15 protein-coding genes are annotated in these 21,610 nt (G+C 67.8%); 5 read left to right on the top strand and 10 right to left on the bottom strand.

Features of this window, described 5'->3' with window-relative positions; translation table 11 throughout:
- Positions 1-20: 20 nt before the first annotated feature.
- Entirely contained in the window at positions 21-3,200 is a 3,180-nt protein-coding gene (locus QM693_RS04300; protein ID WP_283351523.1) for a multicopper oxidase family protein, read from the top strand.
- 10 nt (positions 3,201-3,210) lie between these two features.
- Here the strand turns inward: QM693_RS04300 and QM693_RS04295 are convergent, their stop codons facing one another.
- From QM693_RS04295 to QM693_RS04280, 4 genes are read right to left on the bottom strand one after another with little or no spacing between them, the layout of a single operon-like run.
- Complete coding sequence (locus tag QM693_RS04295; RefSeq protein ID WP_144285353.1) at positions 3,211-3,678, bottom strand: SRPBCC family protein; 468 nt, start codon at positions 3,676-3,678, stop codon at positions 3,211-3,213.
- 21 nt (positions 3,679-3,699) lie between these two features.
- On the bottom strand, positions 3,700-4,683 hold the full coding sequence (locus QM693_RS04290) for an antibiotic biosynthesis monooxygenase (RefSeq protein WP_283351522.1): 984 nt from the start codon (positions 4,681-4,683) through the stop codon (positions 3,700-3,702).
- A gap of 17 nt (positions 4,684-4,700) precedes the next feature.
- Positions 4,701-7,418 (bottom strand): molybdopterin-dependent oxidoreductase, encoded by a 2,718-nt coding sequence (locus QM693_RS04285; RefSeq protein ID WP_283351521.1) that lies wholly within the window; start codon positions 7,416-7,418, stop codon positions 4,701-4,703.
- Positions 7,415-8,242: an FAD binding domain-containing protein gene (locus QM693_RS04280; RefSeq protein WP_283351520.1), complete on the bottom strand. Its 828-nt coding sequence runs from the start codon at positions 8,240-8,242 to the stop codon at positions 7,415-7,417. Before QM693_RS04280 ends, QM693_RS04285 begins: the two co-directional genes overlap by 4 nt.
- A gap of 216 nt (positions 8,243-8,458) precedes the next feature.
- Here QM693_RS04280 and QM693_RS04275 point away from each other — a divergent pair, with 216 nt between their 5' ends.
- Positions 8,459-9,955 carry an acetyl-coenzyme A carboxylase carboxyl transferase subunits beta/alpha gene (locus tag QM693_RS04275; protein WP_280778580.1) on the top strand — a complete coding sequence of 499 codons (1,497 nt, stop codon included), beginning with the start codon at positions 8,459-8,461 and terminating at the stop codon, positions 9,953-9,955.
- Here the strand turns inward: QM693_RS04275 and asnB are convergent.
- The 3 genes from asnB to QM693_RS04260 all read right to left on the bottom strand — a co-directional run bounded on the left by asnB (position 9,952) and on the right by QM693_RS04260 (position 14,168).
- The gene (gene asnB / locus QM693_RS04270) at positions 9,952-11,793 is read right to left on the bottom strand and encodes an asparagine synthase (glutamine-hydrolyzing) (RefSeq protein ID WP_283351519.1); all 1,842 of its coding nucleotides are present in this window, start codon (positions 11,791-11,793) and stop codon (positions 9,952-9,954) included. The two genes, QM693_RS04275 and asnB, sit on opposite strands and share 4 nt — an antisense overlap.
- 171 nt (positions 11,794-11,964) lie before the next feature.
- Positions 11,965-13,434, bottom strand: a complete 1,470-nt coding sequence (locus QM693_RS04265; RefSeq protein WP_502942586.1) for an HNH endonuclease signature motif containing protein — start codon at positions 13,432-13,434, stop codon at positions 11,965-11,967.
- A 59-nt stretch (positions 13,435-13,493) separates the two neighbouring features.
- On the bottom strand, positions 13,494-14,168 hold the full coding sequence (locus tag QM693_RS04260) for a GOLPH3/VPS74 family protein (protein WP_283351517.1): 675 nt from the start codon (positions 14,166-14,168) through the stop codon (positions 13,494-13,496).
- A 146-nt stretch (positions 14,169-14,314) separates the two neighbouring features.
- Between QM693_RS04260 and QM693_RS04255 the strand changes: the two genes are divergently transcribed.
- Together QM693_RS04255 and QM693_RS04250 are read left to right on the top strand one after the other, a co-directional pair.
- On the top strand, positions 14,315-15,352 hold the full coding sequence (locus QM693_RS04255) for an alpha/beta hydrolase (protein ID WP_283330756.1): 1,038 nt from the start codon (positions 14,315-14,317) through the stop codon (positions 15,350-15,352).
- Positions 15,353-15,420: 68 nt separating this feature from the next.
- Positions 15,421-17,355, top strand: a complete 1,935-nt coding sequence (locus QM693_RS04250) for a propionyl-CoA synthetase (RefSeq protein ID WP_283330755.1) — start codon at positions 15,421-15,423, stop codon at positions 17,353-17,355.
- A 4-nt stretch (positions 17,356-17,359) separates the two neighbouring features.
- Here the strand turns inward: QM693_RS04250 and QM693_RS04245 are convergent, their stop codons facing one another.
- Entirely contained in the window at positions 17,360-17,935 is a 576-nt protein-coding gene (locus QM693_RS04245; RefSeq protein ID WP_280778586.1) for a TetR/AcrR family transcriptional regulator, read from the bottom strand.
- A 96-nt stretch (positions 17,936-18,031) separates the two neighbouring features.
- Here QM693_RS04245 and QM693_RS04240 point away from each other — a divergent pair, with 96 nt between their 5' ends.
- Positions 18,032-19,255, top strand: a complete 1,224-nt coding sequence (locus QM693_RS04240) for an MFS transporter (RefSeq protein ID WP_283351516.1) — start codon at positions 18,032-18,034, stop codon at positions 19,253-19,255.
- Between the two features lie 21 nt (positions 19,256-19,276).
- Here QM693_RS04240 and QM693_RS04235 read toward each other — a convergent pair whose 3' ends face one another.
- Both QM693_RS04235 and QM693_RS04230 read right to left on the bottom strand, forming a co-directional pair.
- Complete coding sequence (locus QM693_RS04235) at positions 19,277-20,617, bottom strand: cryptochrome/photolyase family protein (protein ID WP_283351515.1); 1,341 nt, start codon at positions 20,615-20,617, stop codon at positions 19,277-19,279.
- 29 nt (positions 20,618-20,646) lie between these two features.
- On the bottom strand, positions 20,647-21,564 hold the full coding sequence (locus tag QM693_RS04230) for a mechanosensitive ion channel family protein (protein ID WP_105414289.1): 918 nt from the start codon (positions 21,562-21,564) through the stop codon (positions 20,647-20,649).
- Positions 21,565-21,610: the final 46 nt, after the last annotated feature.

Raw genomic sequence — 21,610 nt, 5'->3', positions numbered from 1 at the left:
TCGTGGAACGGGGAACACCCATGGTCGTCCGTCGCGGGAAGCCGATCGCCGCCCTCGCCGTCGCCGTGGTCGCGTCCATGACGTTGATGCTGACGGCCTGCACGTCCGACGAGCCGGCCACTGCGCGCGGTGGCAACGCCGGCCCCGACGGCACCCCGGTGGCCTACCAGGAGCCGGTGAAGCTGTCGAGCGAGAACGGGGTGCTCGAGGTTCGACTGTCGGCCCATCAGGGCACGGTCGACCTCGACACCGTCTCGGAGCCGGTGTCGGGCTTCCTGGTCTTCGGATACGAGGTTCTGCGGGGCACGAGTTCGGACGGTTCGACCACGGGCGACGACGTCTACCCGGCACCGACGTTGCGCGTCGATCCGGGTGAGCGCCTGATCATCCACTACGACAACGATCTCCGGAACCTGACGATCGAGGACTTCTACGACCCCGCGTTCACGCCGGCGGGCGGGGAGGTCCCGATCTATCCCCCGGCCCTCGACTCGGCGCCGCTGAACCTGCACACCCACGGTCTTCACGTGAGCCCGGACGGCAACGCCGACAACGTGCTGCTCGACATCCCCGCCGGGATGGGCAACGTCTACGACTACGCGGTGCCGAAGGACATGCCGAACGGCCTGTACTGGTACCACAGTCACCGTCACACGATGACGGCGCAGCAGACGTATGCGGGGCTCGCGGGACTGCTGGAGATCGGCAGGTCCGACGGCAACCTTCCGCTGGTGACGCAGAACGACGTTCCCATCCGTGACATGGCGTTGCAGTACAACTTCGTCTTCGACCGTAAAGGCAACGGCCACCAGCTGAACGACCCGAACTGGCCACAGTTCGTGAGCACGCTGACGCCGCCGGAGGGGACTCAGCTCGCCGACGGAACGTACGAGCCGAGCCTGGCGCCCGTGAACTTCTCGGAAACCACGGAGGGCTCCCAGTACGTCACCAACTGGTATTCCGGGCCGCTGTCGCCGGCGAATCATCGCGGGCAGAACCAGTTCGTGCCGGGCAATCTCCAGAGCTTCAGCAGTGATTCGACGAACATTCCCGCCGACCCGTCGCTGCCGGACAACGAACGCGACGTGCAGTACACGGTCAACGGGCAGTTCCAGCCGGAGCTGAAACTGAAGCCGGGCCAGACGGAGATCTGGTCGCTGGCGAACATCAGCGATTTCGCCTACATGCCGCTCAGGCTCACCGAGACCGCGACGGGCAACCACCCGAAGTTCGCCGTCGTCGGCCAGGACGGAAACCCCTTCACCCAGGTGCAGTTGCCCGTCGGTGGTGACGGCACCCGGCTCGTCATCCCGCCGGGGTCGCGGTACGCGATCGCCGTGACGATGCCGGACACCGGCGATCTGGTGCTCGACATGCCACCGCTGGACGGGGCGAAACCCGTCACCAATCCCGGCGTGCTCTACACCAACAACGGCACCGACAATCCGCCGGCCGAGCTGGGCACGGTGACGGTCGACCCGTCGGTGATCAGTTACGCCGACGGCTTCTTCACCTTCCCCACCCAGACCCTCCTCCACGTCACACCCGACAGCGGTGAAGGCCGGACCACGCCGTTCGAGCCCGGTCAGAACCTCGACGCGTACACATCGTTCGTGGACACGTCGGTGATGACACCGGACGTGAAGCGCACCCTCACGGTCTCGGGCGGATTCGGCAACGAGAAGGCCAGCAACAGCGACCCGAAGGCCTTCACCTACGAGTTCGACGACAACACGTTCCCGAACATCCCGCTGATCCAGCCGCGCCTCAATTCGGTCGAGGAATGGTTGATCACGAACCTCAACAACGACGAACATCCGATGCACATCCACGTCAACGACTTCCAGGTGATGGAGATCGTCGATCCGATCGCGGGCACCCGGACCGGGGTGCAACCGTGGGGCGAGGACAACGTGAACGTGCCGGCGCCCGTCACCGACGCGAACGAGAACCCGCTCGTGCCCGCATCGGTGACGCTGCGCACGAAATTCACCGAGTACACGGGCACTTTCGTGATCCACTGCCATCGCCTCAACCACGAGGACAACGGACTGATGGCCACCGTCAACGTCATCCCCGAGATGTCGACGTACGCGGTGGCGGTGCCGGGTTCGGCGGGCACCCCCGCGACCGTGCAGGTCCACGACGGCAACGGCGACAAGGTGATCGCCGCAGTCGCACCGTTCCCGTCGTTCGAGGGCACCCCGACGGTGGCGATGGCCGACGTCAACGGCGACATGATCCTCGACCTCGTCGCCGGGACCGGTGCGGGTGTGTCGCCGGAGGTCGTCGCGTACGACGGCAACGATGTCGGCTCCGGCCCGTTCACCGCCGAGCTGACCCGGTTCGCCCCGTTCGACGACGGCTTCCGCGGGGGCGTGAACGTCGCGGGTGCGGACATCGACGGAAACGCACTGGCCGACAACATCATCGCCGGAACCGGCCCCGGCACCGAATCGCAGGTGAAGGTGTTCTCGTCAACCCTGCCCACGGAGAAGGGCACGGCACCCGAGGTCTTCTCGAGCTTCACCCCCTACCCCGGGTCGCAGTCCGGGGTCACCGTCGCGACGGGCCTGGTCGACGCCGCCTCGGGCCGGGCAAGCATCGTCACCGCCCCCGGGCCGGGAGAAGCGCCTCGTGTGAAGACGTTCCGCTACGACCTGTTCGAGCCGACCGCCGCCGCGACTGCCGACGGCACCGCGGACGAGCACGCCGGCCACACCGACGGACCGCGGACGACGTCGGAGTTCCTGGCCTTCGACGAGAGCTACCTCGGCGGTGTCTCACTCTCGACGGGATGGGTGGCCGGTGCCGAAGGCGGAGCGAAGAGCATCGTCACCGGCATGCTGGGCGGCGACGGCACCGTTCGTGTGTGGTCGAGTGGGTCACGCCTCGACGGTGAACCGGCCATGTATCTCGCGAGCCCGAACCACCACTCCGGCGACGTCGTGTTCACTCAGATCGCGTCGTTCGCACCGTTCGCCGGCGGCCCTCCCGGCAGCGGGGTTCAGGTGGCCACCAACAGCACCACAAGCGGCGCCGACCTGCTCGTCAGCGGCCCCGGGCCGGGCGGCACCGAGGTGCGCAAGTTCGGACTGGGCCGCGCCGAACCCCTATCCACCACGCTGGTGCCGCTGCCGTTGGGCGCCCTCCCCGCGCTCCCCGCAGCGCACGGGTCCGTGCCTCTCGGCGGGCGGTAGGTGCAGTCGGTCAGCCGGCCCGCTTCTCGGCGGCGTCGGCGATGTCGTCGAGGTCGCGCCGGATCGCCTTGGTGGTGGCCTTCAGCGCGAAGGAGCCGAACACTTTCATCATGAACTTCGACACTGCGCCGAGCCCAGTTGCTTCCGCTGAGAAGTGGAACGTCAGGGTGGTGCCGTCACCGGCAGGCTCCAAGGTGAACACCGTCGTGTAGTCGGCGCCGTGGGACGACGCCTTCACCACGGTGCGCTTCTCCGGGTCGATCTCCGTGACCCACATTTCCTCGGTCGACGACTTGCCGAACAGCACCCGGGTCTCGCGCCACCGCGTGCCGACTTCGTATTTCGTCGAGTCCAGCCTCTCGAGCTTCTCCACACCGCTCAGCACCGATTCCGCGTTGTCCAGATCGGTGACGACCGCCCAGACCGCGCCGACGGGCGCATCGATCGTTCGGCTCACGCGGATCTCCGAGGCTGACATGGGGCACCGATTTCTTTCTTCTCAGGGCAGGGTCCAGAATTGGCGGGTCATCAGGTAGAAGACGATGACCCAGAACACCATAACCCCGGCGACGATCGCGAGCCCTCGACGGTTCGTTGTCGCTTCCGGAACGTCCGGGAGTGGCCGCAGCCAGCGCCCCAGCACCCGGTTCACGTAGTACGGCATCGTCACGAAGCTCATGATGAAGCTGGACAGCAGGTTTCCGACGAGCAGACCGAGCCACAGCGGCATCTTCAGCGGCGACAACGCGAGGGTGAGAATCACGACGGTGGGATAGAGACCGACCCACACCGCGATCGACGTCTTGGTTTCGGACGGCGGCGGCGCCTCGTTGCCGTTTTCGTCGAACGCGAACCAGCTCCCGAAGGAGTTGTCGATGGTGCGCAATTCGAAGTCGTGGAACTTCTCCCCCTCGGCGAGAAGTTCCTGACGCTTCGCCGAGGTGAGCCACCTGTCGAGGTCGGCGGCGTTGTCGTAGCGGTACAGCGCTGTCCACTCGTCCTGGATTCCCTCGATGGGCCGGAAGAGTTCGCTGCCGCGGAAGCCGTCGAACTTGCTCTCTTCCAATCGCAGTCGATCCTGCCACGCGAGGAAATCGTCGACGTGCTCCGGACCGACACGGTGCGTCACGACGACCGTCACGAGCGGATCCGACTCGCGTGCGCCCCCGCTGATGACCTGCTGGGTGGCGGGGCCGTCGAAGTACTGCTGCCCCTCGTCCAGCCGCTGCTGCCGGGTGGCGCTGTTGATCCAGGCCTGCACGTGGGCGACGGAGTCGAAGCGGTAGACCACGACCCAGTCGGGTTGCACGGCGGTGGGCGCGGAGATCTCGGCGCCCAGGAACCCGGGGTAGTGGGACGCGGCGGTGTTCATGTCCTGCTGCCAGGCCTCGAACGCCTCCTCGGCTCCGGCGCGCACCTTCTGGCCGATGATGACCGTCGCGGCGTTGCCGGTGGATTTCTCGGTGGGCTTCTCGGTGTCCATCGCCCTCTCCTCACGGCTCAGGTCGTCGGAACCGATCGGTTCTCGCCGATTCGGTGGTAGATCCGCTCGGGGGTGAGCGGCAACTCGCGAAAACGCACGCCCGTCGCGTTTTCCAGGGCGTTGGCCAGCGCGGGCGCCACCGGGTTGATGCAGCACTCCGCCATTCCCTTCGCACGCATCGGTCCGACGGAATCCATCGAATCGACCAGCAGCACTTCGGTACGGGGAATGTCGGCGTAGGTGGGGATGCGGTAGTTGCGCAGGCTGGGGTTGATCATCACACCGTTGTCGTCGACGTGAAAGTTCTCGGTCAGCGCGAATCCGATGCCCTGGGCGACGCCGCCCTCGATCTGGCCGCGGACCTGCACCGGGTTGATGATTACCCCGGCGTCCGTGGCGTGGACGCTGTAGAGGATGCGGATCTCGCCCGTCACGCGGTGGACGGCGATGCGGAAACCGTGGGTGTTGGAGACGACGCTGCGCGGCGACCCGTACGCCTTGCGCGCCTCGGTGAACCGGATGCCGCGCCGGCGGGCGGCGTCGAGGAGTTCGGTCAGCGGCACGCGCGTGCCGTCGCAGAGCACCCCGTCGTCGTCCATCGAGCACGACGCGACGTCGACCCCGGTGTGCGCGGCGGCGAACGCCAGGATGCGGTCGCGCAGGGCCTCCGACGCCCGCGACACGGCGTTGCCCGCGACGAAGAGGCCGGCGCTGGCGAACGCCCCCGTGTCGAAGCCCGTACGGTCGGTGTCGGACTGCACGAGACGCACCCGCGACGGGGTGGTGCCGAGGTGGGTGGCCGCGATCTGCACGTGTGCAGTCGACGTCCCCTCACCGAATTCGACGGTGCCGACTGCGAGTTCGTACACGCCGTCGTCGCCGAGCGTCGCCCACGCCTCGGAGATATGTTCGGTCGGGGGCGCCGTCTCGTGCAGCGAGCTCGCGGTGCCCTCGCCGACGAGCCAGTCGTCGCCCAGCACCTGCCCGTTCGCGGTCCGCCTCAGTGCGGCGTCGACGAGGTCGATGCACTGCCCGAGCCCGTCCTCCGCGAACACGACGTCGTCGGGACCGTCGTCGATCGCGACGAGTGAGTCACCGGGGCGGACGATGTTGCGGCGCCGCAACTCGAGCGGGTCGATGTCGAGCGCGACCGCCAGCTCGTGCATGGCGGACTCCACCGCGAAGGCGGGCTGGGTCATGCCGTACCCGCGCAGCGCTCCGCTGGGCACGCTGTTCGTGTAGACGGAGTACCCATCGAACTTCTTGTTGAGACACCGGTACGCCGAGATGGCGGCACCGGCGGCGAACAACGTCTCGCCGCCGTGGTTGCCGTACGCGCCCGTGTTCGACACGTTGCGCACCCGGAACGCCGTGAGTGTGCCGTCGGCCCGGGCGCCGAGCGTGATCGTCAGCTTCATCGGGTGCCGCGGCGACGCCGTCGTGAACTCTTCCTCCCGAGTGAACTCGAAGCAGACGGGCCTGCCCGTGTCGAGGGTCGCGAGCGCGACCAGATCCTCCGAGATCACCTCCTGTTTGCCGCCGAAACCACCCCCGACGCGCATACAGAACACGCGCAACTGGTCGGGGCGCAGGTCGAACAGGTGAGCCAACTTGACCTTCGCGATCGACGGCGACTGCGAACTCGTGCGCACGTGCAGGCGGCCGTCCTCCATCCAGGCGATCGACCCGTGCGTCTCGAGATGAGCGTGCTGCACGCGCGGGGTGAAGTAGGTGCCCTCGTGGATCACGTCGGCCTCGGCGAACCCCGCCTCGATGTCACCCACCTCCCCGTGGAGCTCGAGCAGGATGTTGTGCACGGGATCCCGCACGAACGGGTCGTCCGAACCGTGCAACTGCGGTGCACCGTCGGCCATCGCCTCCTCCGGGTCGAACACCGCGGGCAGCACGTCGTATTCGACGACCACCCTGCGACACCCCTCCTCCGCGGCGCCGACCGTGTCGGCCAGCACCGCGACCACCCGCTGACCGGCGAAGCGGACCGTGTCGTCGAGGATGTACGTGTCATCAGGGTCGACGAGATGATCGGTGTGGATCGCGGTCGTGAACCGCTTCCGGGGCACGTCCTCCCACGTGTACACGCGGTGCACGCCGGGGACGGCGAGCGCCGCCGTCGTGTCGATCGACACGATGCGGGCGTGCGCATGCGGAGAATGCAGCACCTCGAGGTGCAGCATGCCCTCGATCTCGGTGTCCATGGTGAACTCGGCGCGGCCGGTCACCACATCGGTGGCCGCGGGTGCCCCGACGCTGGTGCCGACCGCGCGCCCCGGCTCGGCGACCTCCACCGCGGCGACACCGTTCACGGCATCTTCGATGGCCCGATAGCCGGTGCAGCGGCAGAGATTGCCCTTCAGCGCGCGTGGCAGGTCTTCCTTCTGGGCGTCGGTGAACGTCGCCGACGTCATGATCATGCCCGCGGTGCAAAATCCGCACTGGAACCCGGGGGCGTCACGGAACTGCCGCTGCAGCGGATGCAGGTCGTCCGGCGAACCGAGGCCCTCGATGGTGGTCACCTCCCGCCCCTCCGCGCGGAACGCGGGCGTGATGCAACTGTGCACGGGATCGCCGTCGAGCCACACCGTGCAGGCTCCGCAATCGCCTGCGTCGCAACCCTTCTTGACGCCGTGATGACCGAGCGACCGCACGAACGTGCGCAGACACTGCCCGGGATTCGGTTCCTCGTCGAACGCCCTGCCGTTCACGGTGTACGTCATTGCCGGTCTCCTGCGGTGAACTCGGTCCGGATCTCCTCGGCGAAGTGCTTCGTCAGATGGCGACGGTGGTCGGGGGTGCCGTTGGGATCGTCGAACCACACGTCGTCGGGTATCGCGTCGATGCTCTGCTGGAGCGAGCCGGCGTCGGGTACGGCGTCGAAGGCCAGCCGGATCGGACGGGTGGTGCCCGCCGTGATCGTGAGCAGCAAGTCGTCGCCGCCGGGCGCCTGGGTGCCGATCATGAACACCGTCGAACGGCCGAGGCGCGTGAGGGTGAAGCGCCGATGCGTGTGACGCTTGCGGAGGGCACCGATCGGGATGTCGATGCGGCGCAGGATCTCACCCGGTGCGAGCACGTTCTCGCGGTTGCCCGTCACGAAGTCGGCGGCGTCGACGGTGCGCTCGGACCCGTCGGCGGCCCACAGTGTGTACGTCGCCTCGAGCGCGACCGCCATCGTGATCATCGGGCCCGCGGGAAGCGACATGCAGATGTTGCCGCCCACCGTCGCCGAATTCCAGACCTTGAACGACGCCAGGAAGGCCTCGCAACTCGTTCCGAACAGCGAGGCGGCTCTCCAGTCGTCCGGCGGCGCAAGCGCATACAGCTCACGAATCGTGCACGTCGCGCCGATCTCGAGGCCCGCGTCGCTCGGCAGCAGGGTCTCCCAGCCGAGCGTCGTGAGATCGACGAGACGGCGCAGGTCGGGCTGCGGCTCGGAGAACAGCCACGTTCCCCCGGCCAGCCACGCGTCGCCTTCCCGCCACGCCGCACCCGGATGGTCGGCTGGACGCCGAACGACATCGGTGATGGTGTTGAGGTCCATATGACTGCTCCACTCGGGAAATGTGTCGTCGTTCTCGTACCCGACCTGCGTCAACCCATCTGACTTTAGACACCGCGACAGCGGTTTCGGTGTCAATTGCCGGGTTCCACCCGGGCACTGTTTGCGGTGTTCCGGCTGTGTGGGCGGCCGGGTGGGCGACCGTCACCCGCCGTAGCAGACATCTGCCGCCCCGGACCGACCGCTACTCTCAGGGCCATGGCCGCCAAGATTTCCGCCCACGACGTGCTCGAGTTGGTACTGGACGCAGGCAGCTTCGTCTCCTGGGACACCACACCCGTCGATGCGCGGCCGAACGAGAAGTACCGCGCCGACCTGCAGAAGGCCGCCGAGAAGTCGGGTGTCGACGAATCGGTGATCACCGGCGTCGGCACCGTTCGCGGGCGCCCGGTCGCGGTGATCGCGTGCGAGTTCGCGTTCCTGGCCGGTTCGATCGGCGTAGCCGCCGCCGAGCGGATCGTCTCCGCCATCGAACGCGCCACCCGTGAGGGTCTCCCCCTGCTCGCCTCGCCCACATCGGGCGGCACGCGCATGCAGGAGGGCACCGTCGCCTTCGTGCAGATGGTGAAGATCGCGGCGGCCGTCGCCACTCACAAGGCCGCCCATCTCCCCTACCTGGTGTACCTGCGGAACCCGACCACCGGCGGCGTGTTCGCGTCCTGGGGTTCCCTCGGGCACATCACGGTGGCCGAACCCGGTGCACTCGTGGGGTTCCTCGGACCCCGCGTCTACGAGGCCCTTTACGGCGAGAAGTTCCCCGAGGGCGTGCAGACGTCCGAGAACCTGTACCGCAACGGCGTCATCGACGGCGTCGTCCCCGCCACGCGCCTGCGCCGGCTCGTCCACCGGGCGTTGCGGGTGCTGATCGATCCGCCGACGTCGACCGCCACCGTCACCGAACCGGCGCCGGACGTCGACATTCCCGACGTGCCCGCGTGGCAGTCGGTGATGCTGTCGCGGCGCGCCGACCGGCCCGGCATCCGACACCTGCTACGGCACGCGGCCACCGAGCAGGTGCCCCTCAGCGGCACCGGTCAGGGCGAAACCGAGGGGACGGTGCTGCTGTCGCTGGCTCGTTTCCGGGGCGCACCGTGCGTGTTGCTGGGCCAGGACCGCGCCGGGCAGTCGGCCCTGAACACGATGGGGCCCGCCGCCCTCCGCGAGGCCCGCCGCGGCATGCGGTTGGCCGAGGAGCTGCAGATCCCCCTGGTCCTGGTGATCGACACCCTCGGTGCAGCGCTGTCTCAGGAAGCGGAGGAACGCGGCCTGGCCCCTGAGATCGCCCGCTGCATCTCCGACCTCGTGACGTTGAAGACGCCGACCGTGTCCGTCCTGCTCGGTCAGGGCACGGGCGGCGGGGCGCTCGCCTTCCTCCCTGCCGACCGGGTGCTCGCCGCGCAGAACGGGTGGCTGGCCCCGCTTCCTCCCGAAGGCGCCAGCGCGATCGTCCACCGCGATACCTCGCACGCCCCCGAGATGGCGGCCGCGCAGGGCATCCGTTCGCTCGACCTGCTGCGCGACGGCGTCATCGACGCCATCATCCCCGAGCATCCGGACGCCGCCGACGAGGCCGTCGATTTCTCCAAGCGGGTCGGCGAGGCCATCTCCCGGGAACTCCGTGCCCTGACCGGGGTTCCCGAGAGCGAACGCTTCGCAGCCCGGCTCGCCCGCTACCGGAACCTCGGCCTGGACTAAGACAATTTGATCGTCGGGTTGTACATGTCCATCCACAGCGCGAGGTCGAGCGTGCGCTCGAGTCCGCGACGCGACACCTGATTGATCTGCGGGGTGTCGACGGAGACCGCCCGGGACAGCCAGTCCGCACTGACCAGGCCGAACACCGGGTTCGAGGGATCGCTGAGCAGGTCCTTGCCGTGCTGCTGCAACGCCACCGCATACTTCGGGTCCTGGGTGGACGGGTACGGCGACTTCACCCGGTCGATCACCGACTGCGGCAGCACATCCCTGGTCGCCGCCCGCAGCAACGATTTCTCCTTGCCGTCGAACGTCTTCAGCGACCACGGCGTGTTGTAGACATACTCGACCAGCCGGTGATCGCAGAACGGCACCCGGACCTCGAGTCCGACGGCCATGCTCGCGCGGTCCTTGCGGTCGAGCAGCACGCGGACGAAACGCGTCAGATGGAGGTAACAGATCTTGCGCATCCGCCACTCGAAGTCGGATTCGCCGTCCAGCCGGTCGATCCCGGACACGGCCGCGTAGTACGAGTCCTGCACGTAGTCGTCCATGTTCAGCCCCGCCGTGACCTCCGGGGTGAAGATGTTGCTCTCGTCGCCGAAGTGCTCGGCGACCTGCACGAGCCACGGGAAGGTGTTCGCCTGCTGCGCCTTCGGATCGAAGAACTGCTTGTATCCGCCGAACACCTCGTCGGCAGACTCACCCGACAGCGCCACCGTGGAGTGCTGACGGATCGCCTTGAACAGCAGATACAGCGACGCGTCCATGTCACCGAGGCCCATGGGGATGTCGCGTGCCCGGATGACCTTCGCGCGCACAGCGGGGTCCGCGAGTGCGTCGGAGTCGAGGACGATGTCCTGGTGCGCGGTCCGGGACCGCCGGGCCACGTCGTGCACGTACGGAGTGTCCGGGGTGCCCCGCAGTTCGTCGGCCACGAAATGTTCGGTCTGACCGACGAAGTCGACGGCGAACGTGCGGACCGTCTCACCGACCTCGGCGAGCTGCTCGGCGGCGATGCCGGTCATCGCGGACGAGTCGAGACCACCGGACAGCAGGGTGCAACGCGGCACGTCGGCGACCAGTTGCCTGCGCACGATGTCGTCGAGGAGTTCACGGACGTGCGCGACGGAGGTGTCCCGGTCGTCGGTGTGCGGACGGGTCTGCAGGGTCCAGTACCTGTGCGCCCGCAGTCCGGTGCGCGAGACGGTGACCACCGTGCCCGGTTCCACCTCACGCATGCCGTCCCACACGGCGTGTCCCGGTGTCTTCACGAACGCGAACAGTTCCCGGATCCCGTCCATCGTGACGGTCGACTCGGCGATCGGATTGGTAAGGATCGCTTTGGGTTCCGAACCGAACAGGACACCGTCTCGGGTCTCGTAGTAGTAGAACGGCTTGATGCCCATCCGGTCGCGGATCATCACGAGGGTGTCGGTCCGCGAATCCCAGATGGCGAAGGCATACATGCCGTTGAGCCGCTCCGCGACGGCCTCTCCCCACTCCAGGTATCCGTGGAGCACCACCTCGGTGTCGGAGTCGGTGGCGAATCGGTGACCGCGCCCGTACAGCTCCTCGCGCAGTTCACCGAAGTTGTACACCTCACCGGAGTAGACCATCGCAACGGTCCCGCCGGGGGTGTCCACGCTCATCGGCTGATGCCCACCCGGCAGATCGATGATCGCGAGCCTTCGGTGCCCGAGCGCGGCGTGTTCGACGACCCAGGTACCGCGATCGTCCGGCCCCCGGCAGTTCATCGTCTCGGCCATGGCATCCACGGTGGACTGTTCGACGCGTAGATCGCGTTCGAACGAGATCCATCCGGCGATTCCGCACATGTGTTCCTCCGGCTGTCGCTGGCGCCTTCCTTCAGCGCGTGGTCAGTTGCGAGGTGGCGAACCGAGTCGGAACCGTAGCAATCACATTGACAGTTCTTTACTCTTGCTAACCACCTACATTCCACGGTAACCCTTTTCGGCGCGCAGGCGGTGGGCCCGGAGCACCGCCGGTCAGAACGGCGCGGGTTCGTCGGTCGCGTAGGCCTCGGATGCACGTGCACCGGGCGACCGGTGCCGCACCGCATCCAGGTGTGCCTGCCGTCGGCGGCGCTCCGCCCGAATCCGGGCAGCGGTGTTCTGCGCACGGGTGCGGCGGCGGGCCGCGGTCTTGGCATGGCCACTCGCGGCCGCGGCCGGGTCACTTCCGGCACCCAGGAGCCCCGACGGCCGCGGTCGGTATCGGTGACCGGTGGGCGCGACCAACTCGATTCCACCGCCAGCGGTCACCCTCCAGTGACCGGAATGTTTGAGCCGGTGGTGATTTCGACAGTAAGCAGTCATGTTCCCGGCCACTGTCGGACCTCCGGCCGCGGGATCGGAATGGTCGAACGGCCGATGATGATCGAGGTCCGTGTTCCAGGCCGCTACATCGCAGTGCAACCATTCGCACCCGCCGGCCACCACCCGCATCCAGGTGTCGAGCACGGTGCCGGGACGGTACGTGGTCGGGACGACAGAGCTCGGTGCCCGCACCGGTTCGACTTCCGCGACGGCCGCGATCTCGCGTGCGTGCGCCGCGGCGACGATTCCGTAGCCGTCGAGGTAGGCCGGTTCGTCGTCGCCCGCAAGTGTGGAGTCGAGCATGATCAGGTGCACGAGGGGCTTGCGCGCGGTCGTCGCGATGCGGGAGTCCTGGCCACAATCGACCCGCCCGCATTCACAGTGCACGAACCCGACCCCGTCGATGAGCGCGGACAATCCGTCGGCCCGCCTCTGTTCGTACGTTCGAAGGTCGTTCGGGCACACAGTGTTTGCCAGTTCACGCAATCTCGCGTCGAATGCGCGACCCTGCGCCGCAGGGATGGATCCGAGGATTCGGCACATGCCGTCCTCGGCCGCGCTGACTCGGACGAACCGGTCTGCCTGCGCCTTCTCCCGCTTGGCCCGCACCCCTGCCGGGTCGAGCCTTGCGATGATGCGGTTGGCGGCATTCGTCAGCCTGCGGCCGGTCAACCCGGTTCCACCGGAGCGCGGTGGGACCAGAACCTGTTCGAGGAGTTGATGTTCGACCTCGCCGATCTGGTCATCGCTGACGTTTGCCGTCGCGTCCTCGATCAGGCGCACCCGGTACATGTCGAGATCACCGCGTGCCATGGCCTCGCGTGTGGCGTGCAACCGGGTGCGTAGCGACATACCCAGACCGATCAGCCGACCCGCCGCCGCACGGCCCATGGTGAGCGCGGCACCGATCTCGGCCTCGACGACTTCGTGCGCGGTCGACGTCCACGCCCCGTCGGACTCGACCTCGGCAGTGCGGCGCACGAAAAGCTCGGCGATGACCGCCAGCTTCCGTTCGGCCACCACCGATTCACTGCGATGCAGGTCGGTCATCAACACGACCAGACCCACATCGGATTCCCCGTCGACGAGACAGCAGACTGTCTCGCGAACCCCCCGATCGAATACCCCCGTATCGAACATGTGTTCTACCCTAGCGAAATCCCTTGCGCTCCACAAGACCCCGAAGAATAGCCCAACGCCTAGCCACTCCCCGCCACGATGACAGGCACGGTGGCGGCGACGATGATTGCGGCGTTGACGGCCTCGACCGACTTGCGCACGGCAGCGCCTGCCCAGTCCCCTTCGGCGATCTCCTTCGCCCGTTTCTTCACGGCGCGACGATCGGCGTCCGGGAACAGCTTCGGGGCCGCGTCGACGGCGGACAGCAGCGAGACGAGCGCGGCGGTGCGTGGAGTGGGGGCGACCCCGTCGAGGAGTGCGGCGCTCAGTTCGGACCGCAGCGCGCGTTCGTGGCTGCCGTCGACCTCCGGCCACCGCGTGGTGGGGAAGATGCCCAGCACCTTGCCCTTCTCCTCGCGGACCCATCCCGCGTCGACGATGCGCTTCACGAGTTCGTCGCGCAGGTTCTTGGCGAGCTTCTCGATGGCTGCTTCCGGTTTCATCGGCTTGGACGTACCGATGAGGTCGACGGCCCGCGCGAGCAGCGGATCCTGCGGCCACGCTCCGTCCCGGACGACGAGACGCCCCTTCTTCACGTCCTCGCCGGGTTCGGCCGGGGTGACGACGTCGCCCAGAGCCAGTTCCAGAAGAACGGCGCCGGCGAGGACGCGCGGCATCCGGGTCCCGTCGACGACGGGCTTTCCCGACGTGTCGTCGAGCAGCAGCAACAGCAGGTCTTCGGCGAGCAGCGTCATGCTTCCACGATAGGGCCGACGTCGCGACGAAGTCCGGTGTCCGTTCAGCCGCCCCGGGGAATGTTTGCCGGTTACCGTGAAGGGGCAATGTTCTGAGTATTCACCGGACGGTTGTCGGGCACCGCAGAAAAGCACGAGGAGCGGCTATGAGCGCGATCGGACACTGTCGGGCACTCCTGGCGGTTGCCGTCGTTGCGTCGTCGGCCATGTTCGGTCAGGTGGCAGCGGCGTCGGCGGACGAGTGGCGGGCCCTTCCCGCCGACAAGCCGGCGTCGGCAGACGGATCCGTCCTCGACCACATCGAGGAGATCGACGACCGTCAACTGAACATGTACGTCTACTCGGCGGCGATGGAGAAAGTGATTCTCCTCGAGGTGATCCGCCCCGCCGACACGAGCGTGCCCCGGCCGACCCTGTATCTGCTCAACGGCGCCGGCGGCGGCGAGGATTCGGCAACCTGGCAGGCGAGGACCGACGTGGTCGACTTCTTCGCCGACAAGAACGTCAACGTCGTCACTCCCGTCGGCGGGGCGTACAGCTACTACACCGACTGGGAGAAGCCCGATCCCGTCCTCGGCGTGAACAAGTGGACCACCTTCCTCACCGAGGAACTTCCCCCGATCGTCGACGCCACACTCGGAACGAACGGTGAGAATGCCATCGCGGGTCTGTCGATGTCGGGCACATCCGTCCTGAGCCTGGCCGAGGCGGCCCCGTCGCTGTATCGCGCCGTCGGCGCGTTCAGCGGGTGCGCCGAGACGAGCACCAAACCGGGCCGGGACTACGTCACCTTCGTCGTCAGCTTCCGAGGCGGCGACGTCGAGAACATGTGGGGACCGCCCGACGACCCCGCGTGGGTGGCCAACGACCCCGTCGTCAACGCCGAGAAGCTGCGTGGCATCGACCTGTACATCAGCAACGCCACCGGGCTGCCCGGCGTCCACGAGAACCTCAACGGCCCGGACATCAACGGAGATGTGGGCACGCTGGCTAACCAGGTGATCATCGGCGGCATCATCGAGGCCGGAACCAACGAGTGCACCCATCGGCTGGCCGACAGACTGAACGCGCTGGGAATCCCGGCCACGTACGACTTCCGGCCCACCGGCACCCACTCGTGGGGTTACTGGCAGGACGACCTGCACAACTCCTGGCCGATGATCGCCGGTTCCCTCGGCCTCTGACCGCATCATCGCGCGCCGACGTCGCATAGGGTGTTGCGGGTCACACGACGACGAGAGGATGTGCATCGATGAGCTCCCCGGGGACTCCGCCTTCGAGCGACAACCATGGCCAGAACTACGCCGAGGTGTACCGCCGGAGCACCGACAGTCCCGAGGACTTCTGGCTCGCCGCCGCCGAGGCCGTCGAGTGGGTGACGCCGCCGACGCAGGCGCTCGACGACTCCGCCGCCCCGATGTACCGGTGGTTTCCGGACGCGACGCTGAACACCTGCTTCAACGCCCTCGACCGGCACGTGCGGGACGGCAACGGGGACCGGGCGGCGTTGATCTACGACTCGGCGATGGCCCCCGCTGCATCCCGCACCTACACCTACGCAGAACTTCTCGACGAGGTGTCCCGGTTCGCCGGCGTCCTGAAGGACCAGGGTGTGGTGGCCGGTGACCGGGTGATCGTTTACATGCCGATGATCCCCGAGGCGGCGATCGCGATGCTGGCCTGCGCCCGCATCGGCGCCGTGCACTCGGTGGTGTTCGGTGGTTTCGCTGCGAAGGAACTCGCGACCCGCATCGACGACGCCGGGCCGGTGGTGCTGGTGACGGCGTCGGGCGGCCTCGAGCCGGGGCGCACCGTCGACTACCTGCCGATGGTGGCGAAGGCGCTGGAGTTGTCCGGAACCCCTCCGCACACGGTGATCGTCAAGGACCGGGAGCAGGTCCCCGGTTCGGCCGCCGACTACCGGGGTGACGGGGCTGCGTGGTTCGACTGGGACGCGCTGATGGCGGATGCGGCACCCGTGGAACCGGTTCCGGTGACCGCGACGGACCCGCTGTACATCCTCTACACGTCCGGCACCACCGGGAAGCCGAAGGGCGTGATCCGCGACAACGGCGGGCACGCCGTCGCGCTCACGTGGTCGATGCGCAACATCTACGATATCGGCGCGGGCGACGTGTGGTGGACCGCGTCCGACGTGGGCTGGGTGGTCGGGCACTCGTACATCGTCTACGGGCCGCTGCTGGCCGGTGCCACGTCCGTGCTCTACGAGGGCAAGCCGGTCGGGACCCCGGATGCGGGCGCGTTCTGGCGGGTGATCTCCGATCACGGTGTGTCGGCGCTGTTCACCGCCCCGACCGCGATCCGCGCCGTCCGCAAGGCCGATCCCGACGCGAAGGAGATCGAGAAGTACGACATCTCCTCCCTGAAGACGCTGTTCGCGGCGGGCGAGCGCCTCGACCCCGACACGTACGCGTGGGCCACCCGTGTCCTCGGCCGTCCCGTCGTCGACCACTGGTGGCAGACCGAGACCGGCTGGGCGATCTGCGCCAACCTGCGCGGGCTCGAACCGATGCCGCTGAAGGCCGGCTCCCCCACCGTCCCGGTACCCGGGTACCGGGTCCAGGTGGTCGACGCCGAAGGGAACACGGTTCCCGCCGGGGCCGAGGGCAACATCGTGATCGGACTGCCGCTGCCCCCGGGCACTCTGGCCGGGTTGTGGCGCGACCCGGAGCGGTACGTACGGTCGTATCTCGCCACATTCGAGGGCTACTACCTGACCGGCGACTCCGGTTACATCGACGAGGACGGGTACGTGTTCGTCCTCGGCCGCAGCGACGACGTCATCAACGTTGCCGGACATCGGCTTTCGACGGGCAGCATGGAGGCGGTGGTCGCGGGACACCCCGCGGTCGCCGAGTGCGCGGTGGTCGGGATCCGCGACGAACTCAAGGGCCAGCGGCCCAGCGGTTACGTGGTACTCAAGGCCGGGGTCGAGATCGACCCGGAGACACTCCGCAACGAACTGGTCGCGATGGTGCGCGAGCAGATCGGCGCCGTCGCCACGTTCCGCGACGTGACGGTCGTGCAGGCGCTGCCCAAGACCCGCTCGGGCAAGATCCTGCGCAAGACGATGCGGCAGATCGCCGACCACGAGGAGTACACGGTGCCCTCCACCATCGAGGACGTCGCCGTGCTCGACGCGCTGAAGAAGCAGCTGGGCGGCTGACCTCTCAGACCCGGACGGCCGCGTCGAGTGCGTGATCCACCAGTTCCTCGACGCGGTCCGGTTCGAGGGGGTCGAGGTCGAACAGGATGCGGTAGATGATCGGCGCCACGACGTGGTCGATCACGTGCTCGACCACGCCCTGCACGGGTTCGCCGCGTCCGAGGATCGTCTCGATCTGGGTGCGGCAGAACGTCGCGCACTTGAACTGATTGGTGCCGTCCTCGGACCTGAGGGTGTCGGCGCTCATCACGACGTCGCGCAGTGCCGCCCGCCCCACCGGCGAGGACATCTCCTCGAGGTAGTCCTGCGCCCAGGCGACGAGGTCGCCTCGCACACTGCCGGTTTCACGGGGGGGCGCGTCGGGATGCAGACGTTCGAGCGCGACGTCCGCGAACAATTCGGTGATGTCGCCCCAGCGCCGGTAGATGGTCGACGGGGTGACCCCGGCGTCGGCGGCGATCATCGGGACGGTGATGTCCGCACGGTCGCGCTCGTCGAGAAGTTTGCGCGTGGACGCGTGCACCGCCTGCTGGATGCGGGCGCTGCGACCACCGGGGCGTGGACCTGGAGCCGGACTCATGCCCCCATGCTAACGCAAAGACGTTGCATTAAGAATGGTGGCGGCGTAGCGTCCATTAACGCAAACCTTTTGCATTAATGTTTCCGGGAGTACGCCATGACGACGCTTGCCGCGCCCGAAGCACCACCGACGTCTCGACCCGCACTGCGCCGAGGAGCCGCCTTCACGCTCGTCGCGGTCGTGATCGCCACCCTGCTCGGCGCGTCTGCCGCACCCACCCCGCTGTACGAGGTGTACCAGTCGAACTGGGGTTTCTCGTCGCTGCAGTCGACCCTGGTCTTCGGCATCTACGCCGTGAGTCTGCTGCTGGCGCTGCTCACCGTCGGGTCGCTCTCGGACTACGTCGGCCGTCGGCCCGTGCTGATCACGGCACTCGTGGTCGAAGCCGCCTCGATGATCATGTTCGCGACGGCCGAAGGCATCGGCCTCCTGCTGTTCGCCCGGGTCGTGCAGGGTTTCGCCACCGGCGCCGCGATCAGCGCACTCGGTTCCACACTCCTCGACCTCGAACGCACGCCCGGACGCGGCGCCACCGTCAACAGCATCGCGCCCACCGTCGGCCTCGCACTGGGCGCCATCGGATCGAGCCTGATCAGCGAGCACCTTCCCCTGCCCACCAGCACCGTGTTCCTGGTGTTCTTCGCGCTGTTCCTCCTCGAGATCCTCGGCATCTGGGCCGCACCCGAGACTGCGGTCCGGCAAAGGGGGGCTCTGGCATCGATGCGGCCGACGCTCGCGGTCCCGTCCACCGCACTGGGCATGCTCGTCCTCACCGGACCCTGCCTGGTCGCCGTGTGGGCGCTGGGCGGCTTCTACCTGTCACTCGGACCTTCGCTCGCCCGCAACGCGCTCGACGTCCACACGTCGCTGATCGGCGCCGTCATGGTCGCGACACTCACCGGGACCGGCGCATTCGCGGTGTTCCTACTGCGCAACGTGGCGGCACGCCGCATCCTGTACGTCGGCGCGTCCGCCCTCGTCGCCGGCGTCGCCGTCACCCTGATCGGCGCCGAAACGTCCTCGGCGCTGTGGATTCTCGCGGGAACGGCGGTGGCGGGCATCGGGTTCGGCGCCGGCTTCCAGGGCACCATCCGCACCGTCATGCCGCTCGCCGAACCGCACGAGCGCGCGGGCCTGCTGTCGAGCATCTACGTGATCGCCTACCTCGCCAACAGCGTTCCGGCACTGATCGCCGGATACCTCGTCGGAAAGGTCGGACTCGTCGACACCACCCGCATCTACGGCGGACTCGTCATCGTCCTCGCCGCGGCAGCGTTCCTCGGGCTCCTCATGCGCAAAGCGCCCGTGAGTACTTGTTAACCGCCCGCGGTTAACAAGTACTCACGGGGCCTTGATCTCGCCGTAGCGGGCGAGGGCCTCCTGCCGTTCGTGGGCGTGGTCGACGATCGGCGGCGGATAATCCTCGGGGCGACCGTCTTTCAGAGCGTGAACGGCCTTCCCCGGGATGCCACGCAGTTCGGGCACCCACCGCCGCACGTACTCGCCGTCGGGGTCGAACTTCTCCCCCTGCGTCGTCGGGTTGAACACCCGGAAGTACGGCGACGCGTCCGTCCCCGATCCCGCGGTCCACTGCCAGCCGTGCTGATTGTTCGCCAGATCCCCGTCGACGAGCTGGTTCATGAAGTAGCGGGCACCCCGCCACCACGGCAGGTGCAGATCCTTGACGAAGAACGACGCGACGATCATCCGCACCCGATTGTGCATCCAGGCTTCGGCCTTCAGCTGACGCATCCCGGCGTCGACGATCGGGAACCCTGTGCGGCCCTCGCACCACGCCGTGTACGCCTCCTCGGCGTCGGGACCGCTGTCGTAGCGGATGTGGTCGAAGCGGCGATCGTAGTTTCCGCGGGCGCTGTCGGGACGCTGGAAGAGGATGTCGGCGTAGAAGTCCCGCCACGCGAGCTGCCGCCGGTACTGCTCGGCGCTCTTGCTACGGCGGCGCGCGAGATCGCGGAGCATCGTCCGCGGATGAATGTTGCCGTACTTCAGGTACACCGACATTCGGCTCGTCGCGTCGAGACCGGGACGATCCCGCGCATCCTCGTAACTGGCGAGGTCGTCCTCGCAGAACTCCGCCCACCGCTGCAGCGCCACCGCCTCACCCGCGGGGCACCCGTCGGATTCCGGTTCGGGGATCGTCACCCGCCGCGCCTTCACGTCGTCCGGGTCGACCCACTCCACCGTCGCAGGCCCGGTGTCGATCGGCGCGCGCCACCCGTGTTCGAGCCACTGCCGGAAGTACGGGGTGAACACGCGGTACGGCTCCCCGTCCGTCTTCGTCACCCGGCCGGGCGCCACCGCGTACGGCGAACCGGTGGCCGCCAGATCGACGTGCTCGGCGACGGCGGCATCGCGCTCGCGACCGTACGGCCCGTAATCGGCGCTCACGTGCACTTCCTCGGCGGATACCTTCTTCGCGACCCTCGGAACCACGTCGACGGGATCGCCCTTCACCACCAGCAACCGGCCGTCGAGTTGGTCGTCCAGTGCGGCGAGACTGCGGAACAGGAAGTCCCGGCGAGCACCGCCCGATGTTTTCAGCAGCCGGTCGTCGAGGACGAACAGCCCGAGCGCCCGCGCCCCCGACTCGGCCACCGTGTGAAGCGTCGGCAGATCACCGAGCCGGAGGTCGCGCCGGAACCAGACGAGTGCGGTGTCCATACCTGCCACGGTAACGAAGCGCGGGCCGATCAGTTCATGGAGCGAGCCGAGGACAGCACCGACAGGTACGGCGCGTCGATGTCGTAGTGCTCGAACGCCGACAGCGCCGCGCGGGCGAACGCCCGCTGCACCGCCCACTGCCTGCCCGGCTTGGTCCGCGCGGTGATCCGCAGAGTGACCGATTCCGCGGTCACCGAGTTGACGCCCAGCAGTTCAGGGGGTTCGAGTACGTCGGCCGCGATCGCGTCACCCTTCGCCGCCTCGGTGACGGCCTCCAGCGCCACCTCGCACGCCCGCTGCACGTTGGCGGCGTGCGCGATCGGCAGATCGACCACCGCGACCGCGTAACCCTGGCTCATGTTGCCGACGCGGACGATCTCACCGTTGCGGCAGTACCAGAGGGTGCCGTTGACGTCGCGGATCGTGGTGACCCGCAGACCCACCGTCTCGACCGTTCCCACGGCCTCGCCGAGGTCCACGACGTCCCCGACCCCGTACTGGTCCTCGAGCAGCATGAAGATGCCCGACAGGAAGTCCCGGACGAGGTTCTGCGCACCGAAACCGAGTGCGACACCGATCACACCGGCCGACGCGATGAACGGGGCCACGTTGACGCCGAGGACGGCGAGGACCTGGAGCACCACCCAGATGAGCACCACGATCGACACGGTCGATTTGAGGACGGACCCGATCGTCCGGGCACGTTGCGCGCGGCGCTCGTTGACCATTGCCTCCTTGACGCCGCGCGGGGCGCGTTCCCGCAGGGGTCGGAGCATGGCCGGTTTGTCGGAAGGCTCCCGGGGCCGCGTCATCCGGTCGATCATCCGGTGCAACGCGAAACGCAGCACGAGCGCCAGGACGACGTAGGTCGCGATCTCGGCCGGGCGGTGAATCAGCCAGTCACGGTTGGTTTCGGTCAGTTCGAATGCCTGCAGCGAAGAAAACATCTCCAACGAGTGTACGGACGAGACACGCTCTCACAACTGCCATCCG

This window comes from Rhodococcus sp. IEGM 1305 (genome assembly GCF_030058635.1).
Classification (GTDB): Bacteria; Actinomycetota; Actinomycetes; order Mycobacteriales; family Mycobacteriaceae; genus Rhodococcus_F; species Rhodococcus_F opacus_D.
The sequence above is the reverse complement of the archived record's forward strand: the minus strand, read 5'-3'. Positions and strand labels throughout refer to the sequence as shown.

Coding starts and splice junctions, on each gene's coding strand:
- QM693_RS04275 (WP_280778580.1), top strand. CDS start 8,459: ATGGCCGCCAAGATTTCCGCCCACGACGTGCTCGAGTTGGTACTGGAC.
- QM693_RS04280 (WP_283351520.1), bottom strand. CDS start 8,242: ATGGACCTCAACACCATCACCGATGTCGTTCGGCGTCCAGCCGACCAT.
- QM693_RS04285 (WP_283351521.1), bottom strand. CDS start 7,418: ATGACGTACACCGTGAACGGCAGGGCGTTCGACGAGGAACCGAATCCC.
- QM693_RS04230 (WP_105414289.1), bottom strand. CDS start 21,564: ATGTTTTCTTCGCTGCAGGCATTCGAACTGACCGAAACCAACCGTGAC.
- QM693_RS04255 (WP_283330756.1), top strand. CDS start 14,315: ATGAGCGCGATCGGACACTGTCGGGCACTCCTGGCGGTTGCCGTCGTT.
- QM693_RS04235 (WP_283351515.1), bottom strand. CDS start 20,617: ATGGACACCGCACTCGTCTGGTTCCGGCGCGACCTCCGGCTCGGTGAT.
- QM693_RS04290 (WP_283351522.1), bottom strand. CDS start 4,683: ATGGACACCGAGAAGCCCACCGAGAAATCCACCGGCAACGCCGCGACG.
- QM693_RS04240 (WP_283351516.1), top strand. CDS start 18,032: ATGACGACGCTTGCCGCGCCCGAAGCACCACCGACGTCTCGACCCGCA.
- QM693_RS04265 (WP_502942586.1), bottom strand. CDS start 13,434: ATGTTCGATACGGGGGTATTCGATCGGGGGGTTCGCGAGACAGTCTGC.
- asnB (WP_283351519.1), bottom strand. CDS start 11,793: ATGTGCGGAATCGCCGGATGGATCTCGTTCGAACGCGATCTACGCGTC.
- QM693_RS04245 (WP_280778586.1), bottom strand. CDS start 17,935: ATGAGTCCGGCTCCAGGTCCACGCCCCGGTGGTCGCAGCGCCCGCATC.
- QM693_RS04260 (WP_283351517.1), bottom strand. CDS start 14,168: ATGACGCTGCTCGCCGAAGACCTGCTGTTGCTGCTGCTCGACGACACG.
- QM693_RS04250 (WP_283330755.1), top strand. CDS start 15,421: ATGAGCTCCCCGGGGACTCCGCCTTCGAGCGACAACCATGGCCAGAAC.
- QM693_RS04295 (WP_144285353.1), bottom strand. CDS start 3,678: ATGTCAGCCTCGGAGATCCGCGTGAGCCGAACGATCGATGCGCCCGTC.
- QM693_RS04300 (WP_283351523.1), top strand. CDS start 21: ATGGTCGTCCGTCGCGGGAAGCCGATCGCCGCCCTCGCCGTCGCCGTG.